Annotated in this window: 21 protein-coding genes; 6 read left to right on the top strand and 15 right to left on the bottom strand. The window is 35.2% G+C overall.

What is annotated here, in order from left to right; all coding sequences use genetic code 11:
• Window positions 1-43 precede the first annotated feature (43 nt).
• Window positions 44-574, bottom strand: coding sequence for an anaerobic ribonucleoside-triphosphate reductase activating protein (nrdG, locus tag HHU08_RS07425; RefSeq protein WP_169188144.1), 531 nt, complete (start codon window positions 572-574; stop codon window positions 44-46).
• A complete protein-coding gene (locus HHU08_RS07420; RefSeq protein WP_169188143.1) occupies window positions 571-2415 on the bottom strand; it encodes an anaerobic ribonucleoside triphosphate reductase in 1845 nt (614 codons plus the stop codon). The genes nrdG and HHU08_RS07420 overlap by 4 nt, the downstream gene beginning before the upstream one ends.
• A 208-nt stretch (window positions 2416-2623) precedes the next feature.
• Here HHU08_RS07420 and HHU08_RS07415 point away from each other — a divergent pair, with 208 nt between their 5' ends.
• From HHU08_RS07415 to HHU08_RS07400, 4 genes are all read left to right on the top strand, one after another.
• Window positions 2624-3349, top strand: a complete 726-nt coding sequence (locus HHU08_RS07415; RefSeq protein WP_205835583.1) for an alpha/beta hydrolase — start codon at window positions 2624-2626, stop codon at window positions 3347-3349.
• A gap of 389 nt (window positions 3350-3738) precedes the next feature.
• The gene (locus HHU08_RS07410; protein ID WP_169188142.1) at window positions 3739-4248 is read left to right on the top strand and encodes a 2'-5' RNA ligase family protein; all 510 of its coding nucleotides are present in this window, start codon (window positions 3739-3741) and stop codon (window positions 4246-4248) included.
• Between the two features lie 6 nt (window positions 4249-4254).
• Window positions 4255-4680, top strand: a complete 426-nt coding sequence (locus HHU08_RS07405; RefSeq protein ID WP_169188141.1) for a GNAT family N-acetyltransferase — start codon at window positions 4255-4257, stop codon at window positions 4678-4680.
• Between the two features lie 165 nt (window positions 4681-4845).
• On the top strand, window positions 4846-5529 hold the full coding sequence (locus tag HHU08_RS07400; RefSeq protein ID WP_016204348.1) for a DUF421 domain-containing protein: 684 nt from the start codon (window positions 4846-4848) through the stop codon (window positions 5527-5529).
• Window positions 5530-5535: 6 nt separating this feature from the next.
• Here the strand turns inward: HHU08_RS07400 and HHU08_RS07395 are convergent, their stop codons facing one another.
• Entirely contained in the window at window positions 5536-5793 is a 258-nt protein-coding gene (locus tag HHU08_RS07395; protein ID WP_169188140.1) for a hypothetical protein, read from the bottom strand.
• A gap of 356 nt (window positions 5794-6149) precedes the next feature.
• On the opposite strand from HHU08_RS07395, the gene HHU08_RS07390 reads away from it, so the two are divergent.
• On the top strand, window positions 6150-8483 hold the full coding sequence (locus HHU08_RS07390) for a UvrD-helicase domain-containing protein (protein WP_169188139.1): 2334 nt from the start codon (window positions 6150-6152) through the stop codon (window positions 8481-8483).
• Between the two features lie 65 nt (window positions 8484-8548).
• Here the strand turns inward: HHU08_RS07390 and HHU08_RS07385 are convergent, their stop codons facing one another.
• The 8 genes from HHU08_RS07385 to HHU08_RS07350 all read right to left on the bottom strand — a co-directional run bounded on the left by HHU08_RS07385 (window position 8549) and on the right by HHU08_RS07350 (window position 13329).
• The gene (locus HHU08_RS07385; protein ID WP_101730314.1) at window positions 8549-8803 is read right to left on the bottom strand and encodes a stage VI sporulation protein F; all 255 of its coding nucleotides are present in this window, start codon (window positions 8801-8803) and stop codon (window positions 8549-8551) included.
• 374 nt (window positions 8804-9177) lie between these two features.
• On the bottom strand, window positions 9178-9303 hold the full coding sequence (locus HHU08_RS07380) for a YjcZ family sporulation protein (protein ID WP_040344002.1): 126 nt from the start codon (window positions 9301-9303) through the stop codon (window positions 9178-9180).
• 146 nt (window positions 9304-9449) lie between these two features.
• Window positions 9450-10127 carry a DUF421 domain-containing protein gene (locus HHU08_RS07375; protein ID WP_016204343.1) on the bottom strand — a complete coding sequence of 226 codons (678 nt, stop codon included), beginning with the start codon at window positions 10125-10127 and terminating at the stop codon, window positions 9450-9452.
• A gap of 62 nt (window positions 10128-10189) precedes the next feature.
• Complete coding sequence (spoVAE, locus tag HHU08_RS07370; RefSeq protein WP_016204342.1) at window positions 10190-10546, bottom strand: stage V sporulation protein AE; 357 nt, start codon at window positions 10544-10546, stop codon at window positions 10190-10192.
• A 74-nt stretch (window positions 10547-10620) separates the two neighbouring features.
• On the bottom strand, window positions 10621-11631 hold the full coding sequence (gene spoVAD / locus HHU08_RS07365; RefSeq protein WP_016204341.1) for a stage V sporulation protein AD: 1011 nt from the start codon (window positions 11629-11631) through the stop codon (window positions 10621-10623).
• Window positions 11631-12113, bottom strand: a complete 483-nt coding sequence (spoVAC, locus tag HHU08_RS07360; protein WP_101730315.1) for a stage V sporulation protein AC — start codon at window positions 12111-12113, stop codon at window positions 11631-11633. The genes spoVAD and spoVAC overlap by 1 nt, the downstream gene beginning before the upstream one ends.
• A 12-nt stretch (window positions 12114-12125) precedes the next feature.
• A complete protein-coding gene (locus HHU08_RS07355; RefSeq protein ID WP_016204339.1) occupies window positions 12126-12605 on the bottom strand; it encodes a hypothetical protein in 480 nt (159 codons plus the stop codon).
• A 367-nt stretch (window positions 12606-12972) separates the two neighbouring features.
• Window positions 12973-13329 carry a DUF1360 domain-containing protein gene (locus tag HHU08_RS07350; protein ID WP_016204338.1) on the bottom strand — a complete coding sequence of 119 codons (357 nt, stop codon included), beginning with the start codon at window positions 13327-13329 and terminating at the stop codon, window positions 12973-12975.
• Window positions 13330-13489: 160 nt separating this feature from the next.
• Between HHU08_RS07350 and HHU08_RS07345 the strand changes: the two genes are divergently transcribed.
• Window positions 13490-13978, top strand: coding sequence for a CotY/CotZ family spore coat protein (locus tag HHU08_RS07345; protein ID WP_016204337.1), 489 nt, complete (start codon window positions 13490-13492; stop codon window positions 13976-13978).
• Between the two features lie 527 nt (window positions 13979-14505).
• On the opposite strand, the gene HHU08_RS07340 is transcribed toward HHU08_RS07345, so the two are convergent.
• The 4 genes from HHU08_RS07340 to mgtE form a co-directional block, all read right to left on the bottom strand.
• Window positions 14506-15012: a CotO family spore coat protein gene (locus tag HHU08_RS07340; RefSeq protein WP_169188138.1), complete on the bottom strand. Its 507-nt coding sequence runs from the start codon at window positions 15010-15012 to the stop codon at window positions 14506-14508.
• 383 nt (window positions 15013-15395) lie between these two features.
• Window positions 15396-16169 (bottom strand): enoyl-ACP reductase FabI, encoded by a 774-nt coding sequence (fabI, locus tag HHU08_RS07335; RefSeq protein WP_169188137.1) that lies wholly within the window; start codon window positions 16167-16169, stop codon window positions 15396-15398.
• A gap of 281 nt (window positions 16170-16450) precedes the next feature.
• Window positions 16451-18304, bottom strand: a complete 1854-nt coding sequence (locus HHU08_RS07330) for a monovalent cation:proton antiporter family protein (RefSeq protein WP_169188136.1) — start codon at window positions 18302-18304, stop codon at window positions 16451-16453.
• A gap of 19 nt (window positions 18305-18323) precedes the next feature.
• Window positions 18324-19694, bottom strand: a complete 1371-nt coding sequence (mgtE, locus tag HHU08_RS07325) for a magnesium transporter (protein WP_016204333.1) — start codon at window positions 19692-19694, stop codon at window positions 18324-18326.
• Window positions 19695-19870 lie beyond the last annotated feature (176 nt).

Here is a 19870-nt window from a genome sequence, read left to right as displayed (position 1 = left end):
CCGCTATTTACTAGCTAATTTAGAGATTGTTCGTCTTTATCTATTATTTATTTTGTTTTGTCCCAACTTCTTTCTCTCTTTGCTGCCATTCATTAAATAAACTAATCTTATGCTCCTTTAGACTTTTTTGACAGTCTATAATCCTTTGATTTAGGCTTCCTTTAAATAATAAGCTTAAATCTTTTTGTTCTATCTTAAACCGTCCATCTACTAAAGCGTCTAAATATATACTTAATTGTGTAAATTCATCGGGATAGGTGGTCATTAATTCTTCCCACAGAAATCCAGTATAGCACCAAATATTTTTATTTATCTGTTTACATTCTTTGGCTAATTGGATAAGTTCCCTTATTTGCAGCATTGGTTCACCACCACTAAAGGTAATATCATTTAAAGGGTTTTGATTTACTTTGCTCATGATTTCGTCAATCGACATTTCCCTTCCTCCATTGATTCTCCAACTCTCTGGATTATGACACCCTCTACAATAATGAGTGCACCCTGCGAAAAAGATAGTAGTTCTTAGCCCTGGACCGTCTACAATGCTATCCTCCACAATGGACAATACTCTCATCGATGTTTAACTCTTTCCCGCTCTTCTGCACGTTTCGCACTATTCCAACGATCAAGAGAGCCGACAAGATAGCCAGTTATTCTTCTAATTCTTTCAATCTTTGACTCTTCCTTTTCCCCACAATTAGGACATTCGTTATTAATTATCCCTTTATGTCCACAGCTTATACAACGATCAACAGGGTGATTAATACTTCCATAGCCAATTCCTGTTTCTTTCATCGTCCGGACAATTTTTTCAATCGCATCTAAATTCTTGTTTGCATCTCCATCTAATTCTACATACGTTATATGACCTGCGTTTGTTAGTGAATGAAATGGCGCTTCTCGTTGAATTTTTTCATATATAGAAATCGGGAAATGGACGGGAATATGAAAACTATTCGTAAAGTATTCTCTATCTGTCACTCCTTTAATAATTCCAAATTTCTTTCTAGCAGCTCGTAATGCCTTTCCAGCAAAAGACTCTGCTGGTGTTGCAAGGAGAGAATAGTTTAGCTGATATTTTTCCAATGCTTCATCCGCTTTTTGGCGCATAAACTGTACAATACGCAAACCAATTTCATAGGCCTTTTCACTTTCTCCATGGTGGACACCGAGTAAAGATACAAGACATTCTGCTAAACCAACAAAACCAATAGATAATGTTCCTTGCTTTAAAATGTCCTCAACCTGATCATCCAACTGCAATTCTTCTCCACCTTGCCAAACACCTTGGCCATATAAAAACTTGAAATTTGCTACTTTTTTCTTTCCTTGATATTGAAATCTTTCATGTAACTGCTGTATAACCAATTCTGTCGTTTCATCCAATTTTTGAAAAAACGATTCTATTGTGGTTGACTCTAAAGCCAATAGAGGGAGATTGATACTGGTGAAAGATAAATTCCCTCTTCCAATCGTTTGTTCACTCCCATGAATATTTCCCATTACTCTAGTTCGACACCCCATTGTTGCTACTTCTGATTGAGGAGTGCCATTATAATAGGCCAAATTAAATGGCGCATCGATGAATACAAAGTTAGGAAACAATCGTTTGCTTGTTGTTTCAATCGCTAAGCGGAATAAATCATAATTCGGATCTTCTTTTTGAAAATTAATTCCGTCCTTTACTTTAAAAACGATAATCGGAAAAATGGGGGTTTCTCCGGAACCAAGCCCCGCTTGTGTAGCCAGTAATAAATTCTTTGTTAGCATTCTGCCCTCTTTCGATTGATCGGTTCCTAAATTCACCGAAACAAAGGGAGTCTGACCGCCCCCGCGCGAATGCATACTGTTACAATTATGTATAAATGCCTCACAAGCCTGATACGTTTCTCTTTCGGTCCATTGCCATGTTTTTCTTTCTAACTCTTCTTCATTTTGAATTATCTCACTTAGTCTTGCTCTATTTTGTCTGTATGTTTTTTGTACATATGGTGCAAGGTCATAGTCTAACATTGGGATAGCTTGTCCCCCATGCTGCTGATTCTGGTTGGCTTGTAAAATGATTGATGTCAGTGCCATCGCACTCATAATAGATTTAGGTTCTCTCATAAACCCGTGGCCAGTATTAAACCCACTCTTTAAAATGGTTGCTAGAGGGATTTGACAGCATGTTGTCGTACCAGAAGAATAAAAATCAAGATCATGGATATGGATATATCCTTCTTGATGCGTTTTTTTGACGTTTTCCGATAGTAAATGTTCTACTGTATAGTATTTAGAAGCAGTAGCAGCAAATTGCATCATATGGCTCATCGGTGACATTCCATCCACATTTGCATTTTCTTGAATTAAATCTTGATTATCGCTTCTAATTATTTCTTCAAATTCATTTAATAATTGGACATTATTGCCCATTTAACTCACTCCATTCATCAAGGAATCTTTATCCATTATAATAGCAACCTATTCATTTTTTCTATATATTGTGTTCAATTCACAAAAAATACACAATATATAGAAATGATCAAACGGTGTAACGTAAGGAATATAAAGCTTTACACTATTCACAAAGTATTTTTATTGATAAACTTATTGTAAAATCAGTAGTAAAGGAAGGATAATTATGAATTCAAAAGGGACTATACAAGAGGATACTCTATATAGTAATGAGTTAGGAGAAGAAGTAACTTTACTTATCTATCTGCCTCCAGCCTTTTCTCCTCTTTATAAATATAATTTGCTTATCGCACAAGATGGGAAAGATTATTTTCAATTCGGGCGCATCGGCAGAGTGGCGGATGAATTACATATAAATCATCAAATAGCAGATAGTATTATCGTTGGTATTCCTTATTCCACTGTCCAAAATCGCCGGGAAAAATATCATCCAAACGGAACCCAAAATAAAGCCTATATTCGCTTTTTGGCACATGAACTTGTTCCCTATTTAGATGAACAGTTTCCGACCTTCCAAATGGGATTAGGACGTGGCCTTATTGGCGATTCGTTAGGAGCAACCGTCTCATTAATGACTGCTTTAAAATATCCGCATACTTTTGGAAAGCTTATATTGCAATCTCCACTAGTAAATGATCATGTTTTAGAAACGGTACGCAAGTTCGATCATTATCATTTACTTGAAATGGATCATATTATCGGTACAGGCGAAACAGCTGTCAAAACAACCATTCACACAACTGAAGATTTTCTTGCCCCAAATCGAGCATTATCCCAGCTATTGCAGTCAACAAATGCTGATTATACGTATGAGGAATTTGACGGAGATCATACATGGAAACATTGGCAGCCATATATAGCAAAAATGCTAGTTAAAATGTTTCCTTCTTAAGAATGTTGTTTTTTTATAGAACCCATATAAAACGTAGTGTATGCAGACTACGGATAACAGCAACAAACTTTACGAAACCAGCTATTCATAAAGAAAATTAACCATCAGCAAAGGTGTTCCTCAAGCCTTCACTGATGGTTAGTTGCGCTTATCGGACCTTTATGGGGTAAGTTTAGTCCTCGATTTTCCTTAGCTTCAAATTGGTCCGTTAAAAGTGGAATAAAGCAAACCTCCGTTCGCCAAACATTAGATTTTTTCTGAAATCTTTGAACTAAAAAGAAGAATTTTGTTATAATATCTTACATATAGAACATTGAAATCGTAATAATAGATAGTCCATTTTCTATATTTTAAATTAAACCTTTTATTTTGAAATGGAGGTCCATCGAATGAAATACGGTATTGCTATTTTCCCTGGAAAAGATTTGCAGGATTTGGCCAATTCTCTTCGAAAAAGATATGATCCAAAATATGCTTTAATTCCACCACATATTACGTTAATCGGCGATTTTGAAGCTAATAATGAAGAGATTGAAGAAATAAGTAAAAAACTGGCAACGATTGCAAGCCATTATCATTCTATTCCCATTAAAGTAACAAAAGTCAGTTCTTTTAAACCCGTAAGCAATGTTGTTTACTTAAAGATTGAGCCAAGTACAGACTTAGAACACCTGCACCAAGAACTAATAAGTACATTGGCTGTTAACCCAGAGCATCCATTTGTTCCGCATATTACCCTTGGGCAAAATTTATCGAGTGACGAGCATTTGGATTTATACAGTAATTTACGGATGCAAAACTACAATTTTGAAGAAACAGCGGACCGTTTCCATTTGCTTTATGAATTGGAAAATGGATCATGGACAGTCTATGAAACATTCCGTTTAGGAAAGGAATAGTGAAAAGTGGAAGTAGTAGTTGTTAAAACAGATAAAGAATTAGAAGATGCATTTTATGTACGACAAACTGTTTTTGTAAAAGAACAGAACGTACCAATGGAAGAGGAAATTGATGCGTATGAAAAGGATAGTGTTCATTTTGTCCTTTATGATGGCGACAAACACCCAATTGGTGCTGGACGCTATCGAACCTTTGATGAATACGGAAAAGTGGAAAGAATTTGTATTCTCTCTACCAATCGCAAAGGAGGCGCAGGTAAAGCAATTATGAGTAAAATTGAGGAATATGCCCTAACTAGCGGTGCCCCTGCCCTAAAACTAAACGCACAAACACATGCGATTCCTTTTTACAGCAAATTAGGATATGAAGTAGTTTCGGAAGAATTCTTGGATGCTGGTATCCCACATAAAACAATGATTAAGAAATTATAAGGTTATTTTGGTTGCCCTATTGTTTGAAGCAAAGCTTTCCTGCTAAAAGGATAAAGCTTGTGGTTAAACTTAATAGGGCAACCTTTTTTGTTTCCACGATTATAGAATATAAAGGTTTAATTTTTCTACATCTGCCCAAAATAAATGTAGGAAAGGGTGATTTGCATGGAATTCACACATATATTCGGCGAACTTTTTATTGGCTATTTCTTATTGCTTCTTTTAACAAAAGTATTAGGAAAAACACAAATCACTCAGATTACTACATTTGACTTTGTCTCTGTCTTAGTACTAGGTGAGCTTGTTGGAAATGCTATGTATGATGCAGAAACTGGAATTAAGGAAATTATTTATTCCATACTTGTTTGGGGAGGGCTAATTTACATAACAGAATTTATTACCCAAAAGTTCCGAAAAAGCCGACAACTTTTAGAAGGAAAACCATCCATCATTATAAATAAAGGCAAAATTGATTTTAATGAGTTAAAGAAAAATCATTTAGATATTAATCAATTACAACATTTACTTCGTGCAAAAGATGTTTTTTCGATTACAGAATGTGCTTTTGCTATTCTAGAAACAGACGGTACAATAAGTGTTCTAAAGAAATCCGCGTTTGTTAATCCAACTAAGCAGGATATGAATTTACCACTTGATATTATTTCCCTACCGATAAGTATCATTCAAGATGGAGAAATCATAAAGGAAAATTTACCTCGTGTTGGTTGGAATGAGGATCAATTAATACAAGAATTAAAAAAACAAAATGTTCAATCCCATAAAGATATTTTATATGCCGAATGGCGCGAAGGGTCGCCATTATTTATTCAGAGCTACAAGATGAATTAAAACCCTTTATATCTGTGCATGAAAATAAGTGCCTTTTCCAGTTAATTGCGCCATTAACTTCTCATTGGCTGCTTGTTCTTCATGCATGTGTTTTTGCTGGTAAGAAGTCTGAGAAGGATGTTTCATCTCTAGATTGGCAGAAAAATTAGCGATTTTTGCAACAGGATAAATTTCTTCTTTCTTATAATTCTTCGCTTTGCTAACAATATCTCTAATCGCATACTGGTCTGCTTGAAAATGAGTGATTGGTAAAATATATCCCATCAGAATCTGTCCCTTCTTTTTTATTATTGGCTGTTTTGGTAAAGTTTGTTTCTATTCCCCGCGACCTGAGTATACTTCGCTTTTCGTGGGGAAAACGGAAGCCTCCTTAACGTCTGCCTCTCGGATTTCATCTATCTCGCTAATCTCCATAGCGTCTACGTATAATCAGGTTGCTCCATATACTATCTTTTACATTCTCCTATTAACAATCAACCTTATTATGGTATCCTTTTCCCTTCTTTTCCAAATACTAAACCCCTTTTCTACTCTTTCAACTATCCTCTGTTTTTGATATGATAGATATTATTTCTAATAATGCACGGTTACATGTATTACTAATAGATTCGAGGTTTCCTATGTTAACAGCTTTTTATTATGATAGACTCATTTCATTGCATACAATTGACAGACAAGAATTACAGAAAATTTATGAAGCTGGTAAAAATGGTTTTCTCGCATGCTCTGTATGTGGAGAAGCGGTAAAGCTATATTTGGGAATAAAAAGCGCTCCCTACTTTTATCATTATTCTTCTAAACAACCATGTATGACAGAAGCTCCTAATGTTGAAGAGGAACAAGCTGCTACCATTGATATCAATTACGAAGAGAAAAATGGCTTTCGAATTCCTAAGAGTAGAAGTATTTCGAAAAACAGTACAGAAAACACTCCTTTTCAACCGCCAATGTCCGTTAAAGCGACCAGTCATACATCTGAAATCGCAAAAAGTAAACCAGTCACTTTCCCAAAGGAATCTTATTTAACTATTCTAAAACAAAATGGCTATTCTCTTGATACTACCCAAAGTAAAGCTGTTGCAATAGATGATGGACCAATTCTGGTACTTGCTGGTGCAGGAAGCGGCAAAACGCGTGTACTAACGATGCGTGCAGCATATCTCATCCATGAGAAAAATGTTGATCCGTCATCCATTATGCTTGTTACTTTTACAAATAAAGCGGCTAATGAAATGAAAGAACGGTTATTGCACTATCCAATGATGAATAAAAGCTACGTGCAAAAAATTGTTTCAGGAACTTTTCATAGCATTCTCTACCAAATATTAATTTTTCATGAACGAGAGAAATGGCAGCGAAATAAGCTATTAAACAGTAATTGGCAAAGAGAACTTTTATTAAAGGAAATTGCAAGAGAAAAGCAAGTGGAAGAAAAAGACTTTCCTTTCGATGCAGCTCTTCAATTGATAAGCGCTTGGAAAAACAGCATGCTATTCCCTAAGGAAGTTAAACCTGTTAATGACTGGGAAGAAAAAGTCGCCCAGTTATACATTGGCTATGAAACGAAAAAACAACAGCGAAATCTGTATGACTTTGATGATATGCTTCTTGGTGGCTATCATTTCTTTCTTGAGAATCCAACTATATTGGAATCTTATCAAAGACGTTTTACTCATTTCTTATTGGATGAATTTCAAGACATTAATAAAGTGCAATATGAATGGATGAGGCTAATGGCTAAATCAGCACAATCTGTTTATGCAGTAGGCGATGATGATCAATCTATTTATTCCTTTCGCGGCAGTGATCCAAAATACCTGTTAGATTTTGAAAAAGATTATCCGAATGCTAAAACAATTATTCTAGATTATAATTATCGCTCTTCTCAAGAAATTGTATCGGTAGCTAAATCCACTATTAGTAAAAACACGAAAAGACGCACAAAAAAAATGATTACTGGCTATTCAGGTAAACATCCGCTTGCTTTTTATCCATATGACGAAGAAGAAGAAGCAACCATGATTTTGAGCGATATTCAAGAAAAGATAAAGATGGGGTATGAGCCTAAGGATTTTGCGATTTTATTTCGGACAAATACAAATAGTCGGGCTATGTTTGAGCGACTTGCTTCGTCTAGTCTGCCATTTCGTTTAGAACAAGATACTGGCTCCTTCTATCAAAGATTTATCGTCAAAAGTATGATGGCTTATTTAAAACTTATCCATGATCCAGATAATCAGCAGGCTGTTGCCGATATTCTTCCTACCCTGTTTTTGAAAAAAACCGTGTTACAGGATATTAAAGCAACAAGTATTCTAGAAGATTGCAGCTTTTTAGATTGTCTTGTTTTTATTAAAACAGGCTTTGCCTTTCAAGAAAGCAGATTAAAAAAGATTCCAGAAATAATAAAACGATTAATTCGTTATTCTCCTTTAGATGCGATAAATTATATTGAAAAAGAACTAGGCTTCCAGGAGTTCATCAAAAAACGAGGCAATGAAGGAAATCAGTGGGATAAAGGGTCAGATGATATCCGCGATTTAAAGGTTGTTGCCCGCAAATTTCAATCAATTAAAGAATTTGTACAATATACGGATCATATGATAGCGATGAATGAAGAATTGCGAAAACAATTCAAAAATGAAGAGAATGTCATCAGCTTAAGTACGATTCATCGTGCAAAAGGTTTAGAATATAAAACGGTCTATATTCTTGGTACGGTTGATGGATCTATCCCTCATGACTTTGCATTAGATTCATTCCGCAATAACAACATCATTCCGTTAGAAGAAGAACGTCGTCTTTTGTATGTTGCAATGACAAGGGCACAACAAGAACTATTTTTATCAATTCCTATGTATTTAAGAGGCAAAAAAGCAAAGGCTTCGCGTTTTTTATCTCCCTTGTCGATAACAGCTTTTACTTCTGAAAAAAAAGATTGCCCAATAATATGAGTTTCTATTTTAAAAAAAATAGGGTAACTATGTCATGAATTCGAGTAGTTACCCTTCCTTATTCCTTACTTTTTATTAATCATATTAGATAAAGTATTGAAATCAAGCTGTTTGCCGTCTTTTACAATAGATTGAACGATTTTATCCTCTGTTTGTTTCGGAACAGACTTTCCAGCTATTTGTGATACTCTGCGAATAACACTTCTCACTGTTTTTTCATCTTTAAAATTAGCATTTTGTAAGGAATTCGCTAGTTCCAAAATATCTTTCATATTTACGCCAGTTTTTGACTCGATATTTTTAAAGAAATTATTGTTCATACCTGTGTTTCCTCCTTCGATGAGCTACTTTACATTGTATGAAACAAAGAAAAAAAGGTGAGAACATAAGAAAAGAAAACAAAAAATGAATAAAAGGCTTATTAAAATAAAAGGCTGTTTTCGTAAAGTTTGTTGCGATTACCCGCAGCCGGAATACACTTCGCTTTCCGTGGGGCTAAGCTTAAGCCTCCTCACTTCGCCTCCGGGGTCTCAGACTGTCTCGCTAATCCCCGTGGCGTCTTCGTGTATTCCGGCTGCTCCATTTTTCCAACTAATTCTTTTTTCCTATTGAATAAACAACAATCCTTTAGAAAACAGCCAAATAAAAAGGAGCTCTCTATGAAAGAGAACTCCTTTCCCCATTAACTAATTGATTAGTTGTAGAAGCTAGCTCCTACGATAACTAAAAGGATAAATAAAACAACGATTAATGCAAAGGAAGAGATACCATATCCTCCACCGCCATAGCCGCCGCCATAGCCATATCCACCATAACACATTCCTACTTCACCTCGTTTCTCCTTGTACTCATTATCAGAATATGGAGAATTGAAGTTTATGTATAGGCAAGCTACTAATAATAATTAGAATGTACGAATGTCATGAAAAAAATTATGCTTTAAGTATATTTCAACACCGAGTTATTCTAATCATAAAAATCAAAAGTTAGCTCTCCTTGATAATCTATTTGCGCGAGAAATACTTCACTTAAATGTATTCCTCTTTTTCTAAGTGCTGAATATACCCATTTCTCCGTAAGGTTACATTTTTCTAAAGTACTTTTATTAATTTTGCCGTCCATAATAATAGTATATAACTCTTTTTCAACAGGTGGTAAATCGATCATATCCTCTACAAGTAAAGGCTGTTTTGCTTTTTTTAAAAGGACACTTAATTCCCCATTTGCTTCTAATGTAGCAAATTCCACATCTTCTACTCGAAAGATAGCCTTGATTCGTAATTGCTCCAATAATTCATCTATACTATACTTTTCTTTTTTTAGATGCTTTTCGATTACGTTACCATCTTTAATAAACACAGTTGGTGTGCCTTCCACAAAATCTCTAAAGCGTTTGTACTTTAAAGATAGATAACTGATTGTAATAGGAATACATGTCCAAATGACAATAGAAGCAACCCCATCTACTATTTTCAACGTAGAGTCCAATGATATAGACCCAGCAATATCTCCAACTGTTATTCCAACAATATATTCGAAAAAGGAAAGCTTTGAAAGTTGCTTTTTACCGAGAAGTTTTGTAATAAAAAACAAACTGATAATAATCAAGATAGATCGGATAATTGTACTAATTAATTCATCCATATCAAGACCCCTAGTTATCCTATTCATTCTTTCATAAAAATTAATTCCTTTTATATCAGTATTTACCCCTTAGGCTTAAACAGCAATGCACCGATAAAACCAAATATAATAGCAGCAGATATCCCTGAGCTTGTTACTTCGAACATTCCAGTTAATACGCCGATTATACCGTGCTTTTCTGCCTCTTGCATTGCCCCGTGCACTAATGCATTACCAAAACTCGTAATTGGAATTGTAGCACCTGCGCCTGCAAAATCAGCAAATGGCTCGTATAATCCAAATCCATCCAATATCGCACCAGCAACAACTAATGTCGTTAATGTATGTGCAGGGGTTAGCTTAGCAACATCAAACATAAGCTGTCCAATAACACAAATAATTCCACCTATGACAAATGCCCAAAAAAACATTGGAAGCATAGTAATTCCTCCTTTTCCTTTATTTCATTCCCTATAACAATTAACAGGGGAAACTTGATACCCTGTCTTACTGATTAGATTTCAATTGATACAGCGTGAGCGATACAAGGGATTGATTCATTTTGTTGCACAGTTAGTGGAGAAAGAAGTGCACCAGTTGCTACTAATAGAATTCTTTTATACATCCCTTTTTTCATTTCATTTAATAAATGTCCATACAGTACAGTAGCAGAACATCCCGCTCCACTGCCTCCAGATTGCACAGGCTGCTCATTTGTATAAATTAATAATCCACAATCTTTCATTTTATTTTCATCGATCGCCAAGCCTTTTTCCTTTAAAAGCCCTATTGCCGTTTCTCTACCGATTTTCCCTAAATCACCTGTTACAATTAAGTCATAGTGAGAAGGATCCAAATTCAAATCTTGAAAATGAGTAAGGATGGTATCTGCAGCAGCTGGAGCCATTGCCCCACCCATATTAAAAGGATCTGCTAATCCCATATCTACAACTTTTCCAATTGTCGCAGAAGTTGTATACGGTAGTTGCTCATTTGATTGATTTTTGGTAACTAAGGCAACGCCAGCACCCGTTACGGTCCATTGAGCTGTTGGCGGCTTCTGACCACCATATTCCGTTGGATAACGAAATTGCTTTTCTACGGCTGCATTATGACTAGAGGCACCTGTTAAGACATTATTTGCCCCTTGATAGTTAACCATAAAAGAAGCAAGTGCTAAGCCTTCCATAGACGTTGAGCAAGCGCCAAATAACCCGAAATAAGGTATTTTTAAATCTCTTGCTGCAAAGCTTGAGGGCGTAATTTGGTTGATTAAATCACCAGCTAAAAAAAACTGTGTATCTTCTGGCTTGGTTTCTGCTTTTTTTAAAGCTGTTTGTGCCGCTTCTTCTAATAAAATGCGATGGGCTTGTTCATAAGAGGTTTTCCCCATCCATAAATCATCATGCAATATGTCAAAATCATCAGCTAGCATTCCATTTGCTTCAAAGGGACCGCCAGATACCCCGGTAGCTTTTATTACTGGATGATTTTGAAAAACCCAGGATTGTTTTCCCTGAAGCATTAGAATCCCCCCGTCATCATAATAAATATTGTTTTAATAAGCGCTACTACAAATGCAGAAAATACTCCGAATAAAATAACCGAACCAGCAAGTTTGAAGATATTTCCGCCAACTCCAAGTACAAATCCTTCTGTACGATGTTCAATAGCTGCAGAAATAATACTATTACCAAATCCTGATACAGGAACTGCGCTTCCTGCTCCTGCAAATTGTCCTAATCGATCATAAATTCCAAACCCCGTCAATAACATAGAGAGAAAAATAACCGTTGCTGTTGTCGGATTACTAGATGTTTGTTCTGTAAAATGAAAGAAATAAATATAGAAATAGGAAATGAGCTGTCCTATCATACAAATAAACCCGCCGACAAAAAATGCTTTTATGCAATTTTTTAGAACAGGCCGTTTTGTTTCATATTTTTGTTCGAATTTTTCATATTGCTGTTGTTCTGGTGTTTTATTCTTTCTTTTACTATCTGCCACTTTTTGCCCTCCTTACGTCAATTCATTATTTAGTTTAATAATTTCTTTTAAACGCTTTTCCGCTTTTTCTTTGCTAAAGTCTGGCTCTTGGGTTTTATCCCATAAGCGAATGGTTTCTAAGAAAATTTTAAAATCACTGGAAACCGTGAATTTTTCATCTGGATATTTTGATTTCAGCTTTTCTGTTAATTCTTTTTCAATTCGTTTCATTTTGAAACGGGCCATCTGCTTTACCTTATAGGCAACTAATGTATCCTTTTTCCCTTTAATCACAGCTACATCATAAATAGATGGCATCATACTTGTTTCTTCTTTTATTCCTTGGAGCAATTCCTCTTGACCGGCTGCTGTCTCCGTATAAAGAGCGATTGGAGCTGGATCTACCTTTTTCAGCATAGACCATCTGCTATTCGGAGTTTCTTTCTCACAACCAGTTAAGAATACACATATGCTAAAAATTAAAATATAAAAGGCATACTTTTTATTCGTCATATTCTTCCCTTCCTATGTAAATGATGAATTGATGTATCTTTATTTTTTTCTTATTAAGCATTATTTATTAGATATTTCCAAAACAAAAGACATCCAATTTTTTCAAACTAACTTTTGAGTACAAAAAAAATACCCGCACAAAGTCGGGCATTTTGCTTATTTTGATAATTTTTTTCCACAATTACATCCAGATTTTTTTCTTTTGCTTTTAGTTGGTTGTGGTTTTTTTGGTTCAGTTACTTTAGGTACTTTTTTTCCTAGCAACTCCAATCCCTCCAATATAATTATCTATGCACGAATAATGTGCTTATCACATTGTATGATGGTCAAAACTGTATGTGTAAATAACCAGCCTACCTACTAGTAACTATTCAACAAACAGTCTTTGTAAAACAGCTTCTATCAAAGAAGCAGCTCCAGCTATGGCAAAGACGAGAACAAAAGGTTCACAAATGCTTGGAAAGAAATAATATAAAATAGTAAGAAAGATAGCAACCCACACACCAGTACACCAATAACAGCTGATTAATTCACCAAAAAACCTGCGAATCTTTCCTGATTTAGGAACAATATAAACTTCTATCTGCCCATCTTTATTTTGTTCTTTTACTTCTTCCAAGAAAATTCCCCGAATAAATTCTGTGATTTGATCAAAAACGATTAATCTTGTTAAACGAAAACTTGCCAAAATTAATAAAAAAAGCTCCATCCAATGGATATTCATCCAGATTCTCCTCTCTAATCGACCAAGATATTCAATACGAATGGTCAAACGCCCAAATTTTGAGAAAAAAGGCGTTTGTCCGTAACCCATAAGGCTCTTCGGCAATATGTTAGTAATGTAAGAAACATAAAGAAAGAAACAAACAAGGAGGAAAACAATTATGGGTTGTGGAAAAAAAGAAGATATTTACGGTACATCCAGCTGTGTTTGCGAAGTGGTTCGTGCCATTAAAGATATCCAAGATAACGCTGAAGACACTTGCGAATGCGAAACTAACTGTTTCTCAGAGCCGCTAGGATCCCTTGTATCTCCAACAAAGCGTAACAAAGCAGATACTCGTGTATTCGTTTTAAGCACTGCAGATGGCTCTCCATTCCATGCATTTTATACAGGTTCAGACTGCAACTGTGTATCCATCTTTTTCCGAGTAGAGGACGTATTTGATAACTGCTGCGCAGTATTAAGAGTTCTTGCTCCGATCGGTAAAGACAGAGAAACACTTGATATCGTAGGACACAAAGGAATCGACTTAAGCAAAATTTGTGAATTAGAAGGATTCCGTCGTACTTCAAGCTGCATAACAGTTGACTTAAAATGCTTCTGTGCTGTTCAATGTATCGCTGATGTTGACTTAAATATTTGTGACTAATAACGGAAATTAGTATATGTTTTATCTCGGAGGACGTCTTTTAGGCGCCTCCATTTTGTTTTACTCCTCTCTGTTTTCATTTTATGCGCAGAAAAAGTTTGCCATGTTACTAGACAAGTCTGATTCAAATCTGTTCACGAATTTGTTAAAAATAGGTTAATGAGAAGTCCAAAATTAATACCTGTTGTTTACGCTAAGGGAGTATGAAATAACTAATCCTTTCTGACTGATTGCGTAAAAGCAAGTTTTTTTTTTGCTTTATGAAAAAATGGCATTCATTCGCTTTATGAACGCCTTTTTTCTTGCTCTCTTGTTCAAAAATAGCGTTCATTCACTTTATGAACCCAAATTTCCCCTTTCTCTCTTGCACTAAAGCGGCGTTCATTTAAAATAAATTCCCCCACACACATGCTACCTATAAATAAAAAAGGTTATTTCAATTTGATAAATGCTCGAAATATAGTAGTAAAACCACTATATTTTAGGCACAGAATCTAATTGAAATAACCCTCTTAATAAATAGGCATTTATATACCAATCATTCTTACTTCCTGAATCACAGGTATATTTAAAGTGATGGTGGTCTGATCCATTAACTTTATATCTACTTTATCTTCTTTTAAATCAATAACAAATCCACGAACATTTTCGTTAGCAGTTATAACCAGACACGGTACGGGCGGTAACTGTTTAGGAAAATTAAGTAAGTACTCCAATTTCTCGATAATTTCCATTTCTTTAAAGCTCTTCAATCGTTTAAAGGCTGGTTTTCTTGGCGTTTTTTCAGCCTGCTGCTCTTGATAATGTTGGATTTGTTCTTGGAGATTAGAAATTGTTTGTTTCTCCGCTCCTTCTTTTACTTGCTCTTTTTGCTCTTTTATTTCTTGTAGCATTTCTTCCTTCTGCTTTTTCTCCATTAGCTCTTTGTATTGTTTTTGTTTGGAAATTTTCGCAGAATAGCTGACTTGCATATTGCCTTCCATCATTTTTGTACCAGACAGAGAAAGCTGAGGCTTACCATTCTCACTATACATCAAATTTCACCTCCTAAAATAAACAACACAATTTTATAGGATTCATCCTAATGTATGCATGATTTGCCTAATATGTAACTTTAATTAACGAAAAAGGGATAATTAGTAGCTGGAGAGGAATGAATGAAACAAGAAAAGCACAAGCACCTGCTTACACGGACAAACTGGAAGTACACGTGAGGTTCCTGAGGTAAAATTAGTGCGTTAGTGAGCCGATATTGACTTATCGTAAATAGAGAACGGGCCATCAGCCAATATCTCCTAAGTGCCGGGAGCTAGACACCAAATTAATGTGAGAAAACTTATACTTTCTAAAACGTTGAAATAACAAAAGGCAACCAATCACCAAAATTAACGGATAGGTTGCCTTTACTTTAATGGAATTAACCAACAATATGAAAACCTGAGTCTACATGAATATTTTCTCCAGTAATTCCTCTTGCTAAATCACTGAATAAGAATAATGCCGTATCCCCTACTTCTTCTGGAGTAGTTGTTCTTCTAAGTGGAGAACGTTCTTCGATTTCTTTTAGAATCGAATTAAAATCACTAATTCCTTTTGCAGATAATGTACGAATTGGACCTGCAGAAATGGAGTTTACACGAATGCCTTCTTTTCCTAAATCAGCAGCTAAATAACGAACGCTAGCATCTAAAGAAGCTTTTGCTACACCCATTACATTGTAATTTCTAATCGCACGCTCTCCGCCTAAATACGTTAAAGTCACAATGCTTCCGCCTTCTGTCATTAGTCCTTTCGCTTCTTTTGCTACAGCTGTTAATGAATAAGAGCTAATATTATGTGCTAGCAAGAATCCGTCTCTTGTTGTATTCAAATAGTCGCCTTGTAATTCTTCTTTATGAGCAAACGCAATACAGTGAGCAATTCCATGAATTGTTCCGACTTCTTTTTTAATTGCTTCAAAGCATGTAGCAATCTCTTGATCATTTGTTACATCACATGGTAATACAATGCTATCTGTTGAATCTAAAGTAGCAACAAGGTCACGAACGCTTTTTTCTAATCTTTCCCCTGCATAAGTGAAAATTAAACGAGCACCTGCTTTATGCAAGGAAGTCGCAATTCCCCATGCAATACTTCTTTTATTTGCTACACCCATTACTACATAGGTTTTGCCTTTTAATGAAAAAGTCATTCTTATTCCTCCTATATACTATTACAAGTTATTAGTACCTAGTACTAATTTTACTACAAAAAAATAAAAAAAGAAAGCACTGTTACAATAGGCACTTTTATCAATTTTATGTTTTGGAAGGTGATTCTATTTCTCTTTTGCTTTTTTCTTGGACAAACGGCAGTGGTGATGCCTCTCTGTTACCTTTTCTCCCTGCATAAGGTAGCAATCCCTATTTACATCCAACTAAAAAGCTTTCTCCTCCTTTTATCCAAAAAGGAAGAAAAAGCTTCATTACTCGCTTATTTAAAATTAAATTCCAATTGCCGCTTTAATTCTGTTACATACTCATGTGAACCCGTTACAAGAAGATGGTCATGAAGCTGTAACTCCGTATCTCCATGAGGAATAACGAAATCAGACCCTCTAAAGATGCGAACGAAAATGACATCTCCAGTGAATGGGAATGAGCGTAAAGACATTCCTTCAAAATCTGTATTTCTTAATGTAATTTCATGTAATGATGTCTCCGTATTGCCAAGTAAAGCAAAAATATTTGGAGATTGTATTAGTGCTGTTAATAAAGCCTTCGTCGATGTCAACATGGAGAAAACCTCGATATCTTCTCTTCGTAACTCCTCTTCGTTCTCCATCGATTCCACACGACAAATAACTCGGTCCACTCCTGCCCTTTTTATCATAAGACTCATCTCAGCATTTAAGAGGGAATCTCCGGTCGAAACTACAACAATATCGGCTAAATAGATATCTGTTTGTTGAAGAATCGCTTCCGAATAATTTTCCAACTCAATAATTTCAAATAAGGAATCAGCAATTTGAAAATCCTGTTTTTCTTGTTTTTTATGATAGAAAGTGACATCATACAGAGTTGACTTCAATTCTTGATAAACTTGCATTGTTACTTGATTGACTCCAATAATAGAAACTTTTATCACTTTTTCTTGAACCACATCTTTCGGGAACAATTTTTTAAAGACTATTGGAGTAATAATACAAGAGATAATAGCAACTAGAATAAAGATTCCGCTCATTTGAGGTGTTATTATGTTTAATCGTTCACCAATTGTCGATGCTGCAATAACAAGAGACAAGGTTGATGTTAATAAAAACCCAGAAGCCACAATCGTTTTGTTATCATACCATTTTTTTAAATAGTAGATGGGTAATAACTTACTGACTAATAAGGCAATTAATAATAACGGAATAAATAGTAATAGTTTAGGGTCTGTGAATAACGACCATAAATCCATCTCGACACCAATCATCACAAAGAAAATTGGGATTAGAAATCCATACCCAAAGGAATCTAACTGATGAACCAATTCCTCATTTGGTGATAATAGTGACACTAGCACACCTGCCAAAAAAGCTCCTAAAATATGTTCCGCTCCGACAGATTCTGATAAAGCGACAAGAAAGATAATCAGTGCAAATACAGCTCTTGTACCGATTTGTACCGTTCCTCTTGAAAGAGTATCCATTAATTTATTATTTTTTATTCTTCTACCAACAAAGTACAGAATTAACCCTGCTACAAAAAGAATTAATAAGAGCCAAGTATTTCCCCCTGATTCATGGATAGACGCAAAAATGGCAAGTAAAATCATTGTGACTAAGTCTGCGATAACTGCCACAAGCAAGATAATTTGCCCAATAACAGACTTCATTATATTTGCTTCTTTTAAAGTAGGAACTACTACCCCTAAAGAAATAGTTGCAATAATTATCGTCATTAAGAAAGCACTCTCAACAAAACCAGCGAGCACAAATAAAAAGCTTAATAAGATTGATAGAACAAGAATGGCGGCAAAAATAAGCGATGCTGTCGGAAAGGATTTTGGCTCTAATTTTCCATTAGGAAGGGTTTCTCTTTTTTTCTTACTAGAAAAAGCGGAAAAATCTATCTCTAAGCCACTTAAAAACATTAAAAAGATAAAACCTAACGTTGATAGAGTCTCTAGCCACATATCCTGCTCCACTAGATTAAATCCACTTTTTCCGATTATTAATCCCATTAAAATTTCCGCGACAACCACTGGAATAATATTTAGTTTTAGCCGTTGAAGAATAATAGGTGTTAACAAGGCAACCGTAACAACGATAACTAGTGATGCAAAAGAAGCACCGTGTTCCATCGCTATCCCTCCTCTTTTTCTAATTGGTTAAATAGCTCATAAACATTGTTGCCATACCAAAATAAATCAAAATACTGATAATATCATTAATTGTTGTAATAAACGGTCCTGAAGCAACAGCAGGATCAATATTAAACTTGTGCATGATAAGAGGGATAATTGCCCCAGCTATTGTTGCTACAATCAAGGTTCCAAGAATGGAAATGCCGACTAGCATACCAAGAAAGAAATCACCCTTCCATACATACACAACCATTGTAACAAGTATTCCACAGATTGTTCCCGTAATGAAACCAGTCCCTGCTTCTCTTACAATTAATTTCAAACTACTTTCTTTTCCTATATCTCCTGTGGCGATTCCTCGAACAGCTACAGCTAGAGCTTGCGTTCCTGTGTTCCCAGCCATACCAGCTATTAATGGAATAAACACAGCGAGAATGGCAACTTGATCTAACGTTTCTTCAAACCGGCCAATAAGGCTTGCTGTAAACATACCGAGAAATAATAAAATGATTAGCCACGGGAGTCTTTTTTTTGCAGCAGAAAATGGATGCTGATCAACAAAATCCATGCTAGATACAGCAGCAAACTTTGAATAATCCTCAGATGCTTCCTCTTGTATAACATCAACAATGTCATCAATGGTAATTATCCCAAGTAATCGTTTTTGAAAATCAACAACTGGAAGTGCTAAAAAATCATAGTCCTGCATTTTTTTAGCTACCTCTTCCTGATCCTCACTTACCGAGACCGAATAAATACGATCGTTCATAATTTCTTTTATTAGAGTTTGATTATCACTAATGATTAGACTTCGTAAAGATACAACACCGACTAATTGTTTTTCTTCATTTACAACATAAATATAGTAAATCGTCTCTGCGTTTGGAGCCTCTCTTTTCAAAATTTCCATTGCCGTTTCTACTGTTTGTTCTGCCGATAAACTAATATAGTCTACAGTCATAATACTTCCTGCAGTTGATTCTTCATAATGCATCAGTGCTTTAATCCTTGCTGCAGTAGGTTGTTTCATTATGGCCAAATAACTTTCTACTTGCTCTTTATCTAAAACATTTAAAATATCGACAGCATCATCAATAGACATATTTGCCAAAGTCTCTGCTACATAATTAGGCAGAAGCTTGGAAAATATCGCTTGATACTCCCAGTTATCCATTTCTAAATTCGCAAACATTTCGGCAATTTCACTTGGAGCTAAATATTCAAACACTTGAGCTCTTTCTTCTATCTCCATTTCCTTAAAAAAGGAAGCTTGATCATAAGGATGTAAATCAAGGAAATTTTTTCGAAACTCCTGTAAGTTTTCATTTTGTAAAGAATGGAGAATGACACCACGCTGTGCTTCATTTGTTAATATTTTTTCTGACATTCGCTTTTCCTCCTCTCTTTTTGGAAAATAAATATGTTTTTTATAGTAACAAAAGATAGACAATTTGTCTTTTATTTTTATACATACATGTCATCACTTTATCTTTCCCCAAAACCAGAAACAATTAACAAAAATGCTAGGTACAGCAATGGGGTATAGTATAAAAAGAACAGGAA

It is taken from the genome of Niallia alba (genome assembly GCF_012933555.1).
GTDB classification, from domain to species: Bacteria; Bacillota; Bacilli; order Bacillales; family Cytobacillaceae; genus Niallia; species Niallia alba.
Note: the sequence above shows the minus strand (reverse complement) of the source record. Positions and strands in the feature narration are given on the sequence as shown.

Excerpts from the sequence above, each read along its gene's own strand:
- spoVAD (WP_016204341.1), bottom strand. The coding sequence starts at position 11,631 with ATGCTTCAGGGAAAACAATCCTGGGTTTTTCAAAATCATCCAGTAATA.
- HHU08_RS07340 (WP_169188138.1), bottom strand. The coding sequence starts at position 15,012 with ATGTATAGTGAGAATGGTAAGCCTCAGCTTTCTCTGTCTGGTACAAAA.
- HHU08_RS07400 (WP_016204348.1), top strand. The coding sequence starts at position 4,846 with ATGGAATTCACACATATATTCGGCGAACTTTTTATTGGCTATTTCTTA.
- HHU08_RS07380 (WP_040344002.1), bottom strand. The coding sequence starts at position 9,303 with ATGTGTTATGGTGGATATGGCTATGGCGGCGGCTATGGCGGTGGAGGA.
- HHU08_RS07345 (WP_016204337.1), top strand. The coding sequence starts at position 13,490 with ATGGGTTGTGGAAAAAAAGAAGATATTTACGGTACATCCAGCTGTGTT.
- HHU08_RS07415 (WP_205835583.1), top strand. The coding sequence starts at position 2,624 with ATGAATTCAAAAGGGACTATACAAGAGGATACTCTATATAGTAATGAG.
- HHU08_RS07375 (WP_016204343.1), bottom strand. The coding sequence starts at position 10,127 with ATGGATGAATTAATTAGTACAATTATCCGATCTATCTTGATTATTATC.
- HHU08_RS07330 (WP_169188136.1), bottom strand. The coding sequence starts at position 18,304 with ATGGAACACGGTGCTTCTTTTGCATCACTAGTTATCGTTGTTACGGTT.
- HHU08_RS07350 (WP_016204338.1), bottom strand. The coding sequence starts at position 13,329 with ATGAATATCCATTGGATGGAGCTTTTTTTATTAATTTTGGCAAGTTTT.
- HHU08_RS07395 (WP_169188140.1), bottom strand. The coding sequence starts at position 5,793 with ATGGGATATATTTTACCAATCACTCATTTTCAAGCAGACCAGTATGCG.
- HHU08_RS07420 (WP_169188143.1), bottom strand. The coding sequence starts at position 2,415 with ATGGGCAATAATGTCCAATTATTAAATGAATTTGAAGAAATAATTAGA.
- nrdG (WP_169188144.1), bottom strand. The coding sequence starts at position 574 with ATGAGAGTATTGTCCATTGTGGAGGATAGCATTGTAGACGGTCCAGGG.
- HHU08_RS07410 (WP_169188142.1), top strand. The coding sequence starts at position 3,739 with ATGAAATACGGTATTGCTATTTTCCCTGGAAAAGATTTGCAGGATTTG.
- HHU08_RS07385 (WP_101730314.1), bottom strand. The coding sequence starts at position 8,803 with ATGAACAATAATTTCTTTAAAAATATCGAGTCAAAAACTGGCGTAAAT.
- HHU08_RS07355 (WP_016204339.1), bottom strand. The coding sequence starts at position 12,605 with ATGACGAATAAAAAGTATGCCTTTTATATTTTAATTTTTAGCATATGT.
- mgtE (WP_016204333.1), bottom strand. The coding sequence starts at position 19,694 with ATGTCAGAAAAAATATTAACAAATGAAGCACAGCGTGGTGTCATTCTC.
- spoVAE (WP_016204342.1), bottom strand. The coding sequence starts at position 10,546 with ATGCTTCCAATGTTTTTTTGGGCATTTGTCATAGGTGGAATTATTTGT.
- HHU08_RS07390 (WP_169188139.1), top strand. The coding sequence starts at position 6,150 with ATGTTAACAGCTTTTTATTATGATAGACTCATTTCATTGCATACAATT.
- fabI (WP_169188137.1), bottom strand. The coding sequence starts at position 16,169 with ATGACTTTTTCATTAAAAGGCAAAACCTATGTAGTAATGGGTGTAGCA.